The 7,904-nt window shown below is 76.1% G+C and carries 8 protein-coding genes; 5 read left to right on the plus strand and 3 right to left on the minus strand.

Annotated features, from left to right (window positions below; genetic code table 11):
* The first annotated feature begins 264 nt into the window (after positions 1-264).
* Complete coding sequence (locus ACFQ8T_RS19920) at positions 265-1,143, plus strand: alpha/beta fold hydrolase (protein ID WP_430548211.1); 879 nt, start codon at positions 265-267, stop codon at positions 1,141-1,143.
* A gap of 32 nt (positions 1,144-1,175) precedes the next feature.
* Here the strand turns inward: ACFQ8T_RS19920 and ACFQ8T_RS19925 are convergent, their stop codons facing one another.
* Both ACFQ8T_RS19925 and ACFQ8T_RS19930 read right to left on the minus strand, forming a co-directional pair.
* Entirely contained in the window at positions 1,176-2,582 is a 1,407-nt protein-coding gene (locus ACFQ8T_RS19925; protein ID WP_430548212.1) for a pyridine nucleotide-disulfide oxidoreductase, read from the minus strand.
* A gap of 85 nt (positions 2,583-2,667) precedes the next feature.
* A complete protein-coding gene (locus ACFQ8T_RS19930; RefSeq protein WP_430548213.1) occupies positions 2,668-3,288 on the minus strand; it encodes a hypothetical protein in 621 nt (206 codons plus the stop codon).
* A 107-nt stretch (positions 3,289-3,395) separates the two neighbouring features.
* Here ACFQ8T_RS19930 and ACFQ8T_RS19935 point away from each other — a divergent pair, with 107 nt between their 5' ends.
* Together ACFQ8T_RS19935 and ACFQ8T_RS19940 are read left to right on the plus strand one after the other, a co-directional pair.
* The gene (locus tag ACFQ8T_RS19935; protein WP_430548214.1) at positions 3,396-4,154 is read left to right on the plus strand and encodes a TipAS antibiotic-recognition domain-containing protein; all 759 of its coding nucleotides are present in this window, start codon (positions 3,396-3,398) and stop codon (positions 4,152-4,154) included.
* A gap of 86 nt (positions 4,155-4,240) precedes the next feature.
* Positions 4,241-4,678, plus strand: a complete 438-nt coding sequence (locus tag ACFQ8T_RS19940; protein ID WP_430548215.1) for a hypothetical protein — start codon at positions 4,241-4,243, stop codon at positions 4,676-4,678.
* 47 nt (positions 4,679-4,725) lie between these two features.
* Here ACFQ8T_RS19940 and ACFQ8T_RS19945 read toward each other — a convergent pair whose 3' ends face one another.
* Entirely contained in the window at positions 4,726-5,700 is a 975-nt protein-coding gene (locus tag ACFQ8T_RS19945) for a hypothetical protein (RefSeq protein ID WP_430548216.1), read from the minus strand.
* An 88-nt stretch (positions 5,701-5,788) separates the two neighbouring features.
* Between ACFQ8T_RS19945 and ACFQ8T_RS19950 the strand changes: the two genes are divergently transcribed.
* Entirely contained in the window at positions 5,789-6,274 is a 486-nt protein-coding gene (locus ACFQ8T_RS19950) for a heme-degrading domain-containing protein (protein ID WP_429765451.1), read from the plus strand.
* Positions 6,275-6,307: 33 nt separating this feature from the next.
* Positions 6,308-7,852, plus strand: coding sequence for an amidohydrolase (locus tag ACFQ8T_RS19955; protein ID WP_430548217.1), 1,545 nt, complete (start codon positions 6,308-6,310; stop codon positions 7,850-7,852).
* Positions 7,853-7,904 lie beyond the last annotated feature (52 nt).

The following is a 7,904-nucleotide window of genomic DNA, read 5'->3' on the forward strand; positions in this document are numbered from 1 at the left end:
GGCTCCAGGGTGCGGGACGGGCGTCCGGGACCGAGCCTGCGGCGCGGCGCTACCGCGGGGCGACGCCGGCCGCGAATCTGTGGACGGCGCGGTCCTGGGGGCAGCCTCCAGGCCCTGGCATGACGCGCCGCCGACCGGTCCCGCGCGACGAGCAGGGCAAGCGACGCAGGTCGCTGACAGGGGGCCGATGAGTTCCCCGCCGCGCGGGTGTCAGAGGGGTGCGGCACGATCGCCGCGTCCCTCGATGCCGACGGAGGCATGCCCATGAGCACCCAGCAGACCTTCACCGTGGACGTGCCCGGCGCGGTCCTCACCTACGACGTCCGCCTCCCCGACACCCCCGGGGGGCACCCGCCGCTGTTCCTGCTCGGCTCGCCGATGGCGGCGTCGGGGTTCGTCCAGCTCGCGGGACACCTCGACGACCGCGCCGTCGTCACGTACGACCCGCGCGGCACGGAGCGGAGCACGCTCGCCCCCGACGGCGAGGTGTCGGTGGAGCTCCACGCCGACGACTTCCACCGGGTGGTCCAGGCCGCCCGCGAGCTGGTCGGTGACGGGCCGGTCGACGTGTTCGCCTCCAGCGGCGGCGCCGTCAACGTACTGCCGTGGGTCGTGGCCCACCCCGAAGAGCTCGGCACGGTCGTGGCGCACGAGCCCCCGCTGTGGGCGCTCCTGGAGGACCGCGACGTGCAGCGCGAGGTCACGCAGGACATCGTCGAGACGTACCAGCGGGACGGCTTCGGCCCCGCGATGGCGAAGTTCATCCAGGTCTCCATGCAGGACGCGCCGCTCACCGAGGACTACCTGACGCAGCCCGCGCCCGACCCGGCGGCGTTCGGCCTGCCCACCGAGGACGACGGCTCGCGGGACGACCTGCTGCTGAACGGCAACATGAAGGCCCTGCCCTGGTTCGAGCCCGACCTCGACGCCTTGCGCGGCACCACCGTGCGGCTGGTGCCCGCCGTCGGCGAGCAGGGGCCCGGCACGATGCCGCGCCGCGGGGGAGAGGCGCTGGCCGCGGCGCTCGGCGTCGAGCCCGTCCACTTCCCCGGCGACCACGGCGGCTTCGCGTCCAACGAGTGGTCGCCGGGCAACGACCCGGCGGCGTTCGCGACGCGGCTGCGGGAGGTGCTCGCCGGCTGAGGGCGAGCGCGCCGTCGGACCCGTGGGACCCGTCAGACCCGGACCCCGGCGTCCCGGCCGATCCGCTCCAGCCCGGCGATGCCCGCGGGGGCGTACTCGAGGTACCGCTCGACGGCGGCGCGGACCTCGGGTCGTGCGGACTCCTCGGGCGGCACGCGGGCGGGGTTGAGCAGCACGGAGTGCGCCCAGAGGGCGACGTCCGGGTCGGCCATGAACGTCGCCGCCGCCCGCGCGCCGCGGCCCTGCATGGCCGCCCAGTCGGCGGGCGTGCTCCAGTAGGGCGTCGGCGGGCAGAGGGCGTTCTTCTCGGCGTCCGGCCGTTCGTGGCGGGTGCCCTCCACGTAGCCGATCAGCGCCGCGCAGAAGGGTGGGAACCCCGCCCGCACCGACTGCAGCGTGATCCGCTCGCCCCAGATCGACAGCGCCGGGCGCACGTGCAGGCCGTACGCCGCGCAGTGCACGACGACTGCGCGGTGCGGCACCGCGACCTCGCCGCCGTCGAGCACCAGCCGCCGTGGCTCGACGCGGCGCAGGTGCCCGTCGCGGACCACGCGGGTCACCGACCGCAGCAGCTCGAGCTCCCATCGCCCGAGCGTCGGTGTGCGGGCCATGGTCGGCATCACCGCCGGGTCGATGCGCGTCATCACGTCGGCGTCCTCGAGGCGCAGGAAGAGCTCGTCGGCGGACGAGGCGTCGCAGGCCGCGGCCATGAGGGTCCCCGCCATGCCCAGGAAGACGGCCGGGTCCGGCTGCACCGCGGCGCGGTCGAGCATCCACGGGTCCCGCGGCCGCACCCACTGGATCGCGTCCGGGTCCACGCCGCGCCCGAGCAGCCACACCACGGCATCGGTCGCCGTCTTGCCCGACCCGACGACGACGTACGCGGCGGCGTCCGCGACGTCGGGCAGCGCGCCTGCGGGGACGACGCGGGCGTCCTCGTCGACGTCGAACGGCGGCGGGCCGACGGCGGGGATGGACGGGGCGAGGTAGCGGGCGTCGACCACCCGCCGGCGCACGCGCGGCTCGACGACGTTCCCCGACGCGAGGTCGACGAGCAGGCCGTCGCGGTACTCGACGCCGCGGAGCAGCTCGACGCGCCCCGTCGGCAGCAGGCGCTCCTCGAGCACCTCGGCGAAGTAGGCGCAGATCTCGGGGCCGGTGGCGCGCTCGTGCATCCCCCGCTCGGGGCCCGACTCCTGGACGCTCCCGGAGCCGAGGCGGGTCGACGCGACCCCGTAGAACTGCGACGCCTGGTGCAGGCGCACGAAGGGGTACGCGTCCAGCCAGTGACCGCCCGCGGCCGCGCGCCGGTCGACGAGCGTCGCGTGCGCGGTCGGGTCGTGGTCGACGATCGCGTCGACGAACGCCATCCCGGCCGCCCCGGCGCCGACGACCAGGTAGTCGGTGTCGATCGAACGGGCCGTCGCTCCAGTGGCCATGACTCCAGTGACCCACCGGCGTCACGGGCGGTCAACGGGCGCCGGGGGTGATTGAGGGTGCCCGGGGCGACGCCTGGCCGGCGGGTCAGTCGTCGTCGCGCTCCTGGACGACCTTCCCGTCCTGGGTGCCGACGCGGTAGTCGGTCTCGACGCCGTCCACCAGCACCGTGACCGACCAGTGGTACCGGCCGTCGTCCTCGTCGAGCTCCGCGTCGTCGAGGTCGCCGCCGGACTTCGCGACCGTCCGCTCGATCGCCCGGGTGATCGAGACCGTCGCGTCGGCCAGCGCGCGACGGTCGTCGGCGTCGAGGTCGTCCTCCTGGGTCCGGACCACCTCGGTGCCGTCGGCGCTGACCTCGACCTCGACGCTGATCGTGCCGGTGGCGACGTCGACCTCCCAGGTGTTGTCGCGGTCCGGGTCGTCGATGGCGTAGGCGGTGCCGCCCGCCTTCTTCTCCGCGGTGGCGATCGCCAGCAGCCCGGCGGCCGTGCGGTGCTCCGGCGCGGCGGACGCGCTCGGGGACGTCATGTCGTCGGTCGTGTCGTCGTCGGTCGCGTCGTCGGTCGCGGTGCCCTCGGCGGCGGAGGTCGCGGGCGTGTCGGCGGGCGCACCGCCGTCGTCGTCGGCGCAGGCGGTGAGGGTCAGGCCGAGCGCCAGGGCGAGCGCGGCGGGGACGGCGAGGCGGCGTGCGGCGCGGTTGCTCATGACGACGATCCTCCGGGCCGTCGGTGACCCCCGCATGAGATGCGGAGGAGAAGGTCCTCATCTACCGCCTTGCGGTTGACGCGGCGTCAACCTCTACCGTCGACGTCATGACCCGTTCCATCCAGGACGTCGCCCGGCTCGCGGGCGTCAGCAGCCGCACCCTGCGGCACTACGACCAGATCGGTCTGCTGCCGCCGTCGGGCACCGGCACCGGCGGGCTGCGCCACTACGACGACGCCGCGGTCCGGCGCCTGCAGCGCATCCTGCTGCTGCGCGACCTGGGCCTGCCGCTGACCGACATCGGCCGGGTGCTCGACGAGCAGACGGACGAGGCCGGCGCGCTGCGCCGGCACCTCGACCAGCTGCGCGCCGAGCAGGACCGGCTGACCCGGCGCATCGCGTCGGTGGAACGGACCGTGACCGCGATCGAGAGGGGAGAACAGCTCATGGCCGAGGACATGCTCGACGGCTTCGACCACACGCAGTACGAGGTGGAGGTGACCGAGAGGTGGGGTGCCGACGCGTACGCGACGAGCGACGCGTGGTGGCGCGGGCTGGGGGCCGAGAAGCAGAAGGAGTGGCAGACGCGCACGAAGGAGCTCGCCGACGCCTGGGGCGACGCCGCCCGCCGCGGCGTCGACCCGACGTCCGACGAGGCGCAGGCGCTCGCCGCCCGGCACGCGGCCTGGCTCGGCGGCGTCCCTGGCACGCCGGGGTCCGACCGGGGGCGGCCGACGAAGGAGTACGTCGTGGGCCTGGCGGAGATGTACGTGGCCGACCCGCGGTTCGCGAAGAACTACGGCGGCACCGAGGGCGCGACGTTCGTGCGCGACGCCCTCGTCGCCTACGCGGAGCGCGAGCTCTGACCCGCCCCTGCCCCGAGTTGTCAGGACGTGCGCGCGGTATACCCGGCGCACGTCCTGACAGCTCGCGAGGGTGGGAGGATGCCCGGGTGAGCGACGACTGGGCGGCGCAGCGCACGGAGGCGGCACGCGTGCAGGCGGAGCGTCTGCGCGCGCGGCAGGACGCCGAGCACACGGAGGCGGAGGCGCTGCTGCGCGACTTCGTCCGGGCCGCGGCGGACGCCGGGCTGGTGCCCGGGCCGCTGGAGGTCAAGGGGTACGGCGGGCGCGGGACGGCGCGCACGTCGCTGCGCGGCTGGTACCTGCGGCACGACCGCACGGCAGCGGTCACGACCGACGGCACGTTCTACGTGCTCACCGCGCCGCTGACGCTGCTCGACCGGGTGCGCGGCGCGCGGGTCGAGCCCCAGCGCCCGCCGATGATCCTGGGCGCGGGCGGCAAGGACGGCAGCTCGATCGAGCTCCTCGACGCGCTGGAGCGGGTGCTCCCGGGCTGGCGGGACGTCGGGCGGGGCGCCGCGACGTAGCGGTGTAGCGGTGCGTCGTCGTCCCGCGGCACGACGGCGAGCGAGCGCTACGTCAGCGCCGCGCCGACCGGCCCGGCGACCTCGGGCAGCGCCAGGTAGCCCGCCCAGGAACCGTCGTCGAGGCGGTACGCCGCGGCGTGGAACCCCGGGGCCCGGTTGGTCACGCGCAGGGCCTCGATCCCCGGCGACCCGGCAGGCAGCGGGAAGACGTCGGGCGCGAGGTCGTGCAGCGCGAGCAGGTCGCGCGGGTCGCGGGGGCTCACCCAGCGCCCCACCCGCGCGGGGAACGCCAGCGGCGCGCGGGACTCCACCGCCTCCCGGACCGCCCGGATGCCGAGCGGCGAGCCCGGCGTGAGCAGCAGCGGCACGTCCGGGCCGCCCGTGCGGGCGGACAGCACCGAGTACGCCACGACGCTGCCGAGCGAGTGCGCGACGACGACGGCGGGCTCGACGCCCGACGTCGCATCGGCCAGGGCGTCGGCGAGGCCCGCGTCGATCACCCGCCGGACGGCGTCGTCGTGCAGGTAGGCGTACACGTCCCGGGTCAGCGTGAGCAGGACGGCGGCGCTGACGCCGGGAACGTAGCGGTCCACAAGGGCCAGCGTCGCGACGAGGGCGTCGACGAGGGCGTCTCCGACCACCCCCTCCGCCTCGACCGACGTCTCGACGGCTGGTGGGGCGGGCGACGGACCGGCGGGCCGGTGCCCGGCGGCCGCGAGGACCTCGCGCGCGACGTCGAGCACGAACCGCAGCTCGCCGTCCGGCAGGGCGCGCACCAGCCGGGGGAGCGCGGCCGGGTCGGCGGCCAGCGCGTGCACCGTCACCGGGGGCGGCGTGCCACCGTCGACCAGCCGCTCCAGGGTGTCGCCGTAGTAGACGAAGGACGCGTCGTCGTCCGTCGGCCGCAGCGGGGACCCCGCGGCCGCGAGGCCCGCGCCGAGCGCGCCGAGCCACTCCGCCTCGAGCGACTCCGGGTCGCGTCCGTCGAGGTCACGGCCGTGGACGAGCACCAGTCGGGTCACCCGGGCGACGGTACCGACCCGTGCCGGCCCGACCTCCCGGACGCGCCGTGCACGACCCGCCGGGCGCCGGGCGTGGGACGCTGTGCCCATGGGGAACACGGAGGATGTCGCAGCCCTGGTCGCCGAGGTGGAGCAGCAGGAGCGCGAGCTCGTGCTCACCCGGTTCACGCACGACGACGCGTGGCAGCTCGGCTGCCTGCTCGTCGAGCTCGCCACCGAGCGCGGCCTGGCCGTGACGGTCGACGTCCGCAAGGGGACCCAGCAGGTGTTCCACGCGGCGCGCGAGGGAACCACCGCGAACAACGACTCGTGGGTGCAGCGGAAGGTGCGCGTCGTGGAGCGGTTCGGGGCGTCGTCGTTCCTGGTGGGCCTGCGCGCCCGGGCGAGCGGTCAGGACTTCAACACCCTGCAGCAGCTGCCCCTGCAGGAGTACGCCGCGCACGGCGGCGCGTTCCCCGTGCGGGTCGAGGGCGTCGGGATCGTCGGTGTCGTCACCGTGTCCGGTCTGGCGCAGGCCGACGACCACGCGCTGGTCGTCGAGGCGCTCCGCGTGCAGGCCGCCGGCGGCGCCTGACTCCCGCGACGCCCGCCGTCTACGGTGGGCCCCGTGCCCGCGCTGCTCCTGACGAACGCCCGCCTCGCCGGCCGGCCCGACCGGCCCGTCGACGTCCTGCTCGACGACGGCCGGATCGCCGCGGTGACGCCGGCGGGCGCCCCCGCCCCGGTGCAGGTGAGCGCTGTGCCGGAGCGGGTCGACGTCGACGGCCGCACCGTGGTCCCCGGCCTGTGGGACGCGCACACGCACCTCACGCAGTGGGCGATGGTGCGCCAGCGCCTCGACGTGTCGGCGGCGACGAGCGCGGCACACGCCGCGGCCCTGGTGCGCGACCGCCTCGACCGGGCGGCGCCGCCCACCGGCGGCACGCCGCTCGTCGGCTACGGCTTCCGGTGGGCCACCTGGCCGGACGACCCGACCGCCGCGGTGCTCGACGCGGTTGCCGGCGACGTGCCGGTCGTCCTGCTGTCCGGCGACCTGCACAGCGCGTGGGCGTCGACGGCGGGCCTGCGCTTCCTCGGCATCGCGGAGCACCCGACCGGCCTGCTGCGCGAGGAGGAGTGGATGCCCGCCAGCCCGCGCATCGTCACGGTGGACGACGCCGTGGCGGACGCCCTGGTGGTGGACGCGGCGCGCGCGGCCGCCGCGCGCGGCGTCGTCGGCGTCGTCGACTTCGAGGTGGCGGACAACCTCACCGCGTGGCGCCGGCGGGTGGCCGGCGGCTGGGACGGCCTGCGCGTGCGCGCCGGCGTCTGGGAGCAGCACCTGGACGCGGTGCTCGGCGCCGGGCTGCGGCACGGCGACCCGCTCGGGGATCCCGCGGGGTCCGACCTCGTGACGCAGGGTCCGCTCAAGGTGATCAGCGACGGGTCGCTCAACACGCTCACGGCGTTCTGCTTCGAGGAGTACGCGGGTGTGGCCGGCCCGGACGCGCACGGCATCCTCAACATCGCGACCGACCGGCTCGCGCCCCTCATGGCCCGCGCGCACGCGGCCGGCCTGCGGTGCGCGATCCACGCCATCGGCGACCGCGCGAACTCCCTCGCCCTCGACGCGTTCGAGGCGTCCGGAGCCCGCGGGTCGGTGGAGCACGCACAGCTGCTGCGCCCCGACGACGTGGCGCGGTTCGCCGCGCTGGGCGTCACCGCGAGCGTGCAGCCCGAGCACGCGATGGACGACCGCGACGTCGCCGAGGAGCTGTGGCCCGGCCGTACCGCGCGCGCGTTCCCGCTGGCAGAGCTGCGTGCCGCGGGCGTGCCGCTGACCCTCGGGTCGGACGCGCCCGTCGCCCCGCTCGACCCGTGGGTCGCGATCGCCTCCGCCGTCACCCGGTCGCGTGACGGCCGCGCGCCCTGGCACCCGGAGCAGCGGATCGACGTGCGCGCCGCCCTCGAGGCGTCCGCCGACGGCCGGCCGCTGGACCTCGCCGTCGGCGGCCCCGCCGACCTGGCCCTGCTCGACGTCGACCCGCTCGCGCTGCCGGCAGCGCACGACGACGCGGCGGCGCACGACCCGGTGGCGCTGGCCGGCGCGCTGCGCGCCACCGCCGTCGCCAGCACGCTCGTCGCCGGCCGCTGGACCCACGACGCCCTGTAGAACACGCCTTCCAGCAAGCGATCTGCCGTGTAATCGGGCCGGTTGACACGGC

It is taken from the genome of Isoptericola sp. NPDC056618 (assembly GCF_042792715.1).
Classification (GTDB): Bacteria; Actinomycetota; Actinomycetes; order Actinomycetales; family Cellulomonadaceae; genus Isoptericola; species Isoptericola nanjingensis.

Coding starts and splice junctions, on each gene's coding strand:
- ACFQ8T_RS19930 (WP_430548213.1), bottom strand. CDS start 3,288: ATGAGCAACCGCGCCGCACGCCGCCTCGCCGTCCCCGCCGCGCTCGCC.
- ACFQ8T_RS19920 (WP_430548211.1), top strand. CDS start 265: ATGAGCACCCAGCAGACCTTCACCGTGGACGTGCCCGGCGCGGTCCTC.
- ACFQ8T_RS19950 (WP_429765451.1), top strand. CDS start 5,789: ATGGGGAACACGGAGGATGTCGCAGCCCTGGTCGCCGAGGTGGAGCAG.
- ACFQ8T_RS19925 (WP_430548212.1), bottom strand. CDS start 2,582: ATGGCCACTGGAGCGACGGCCCGTTCGATCGACACCGACTACCTGGTC.
- ACFQ8T_RS19935 (WP_430548214.1), top strand. CDS start 3,396: ATGACCCGTTCCATCCAGGACGTCGCCCGGCTCGCGGGCGTCAGCAGC.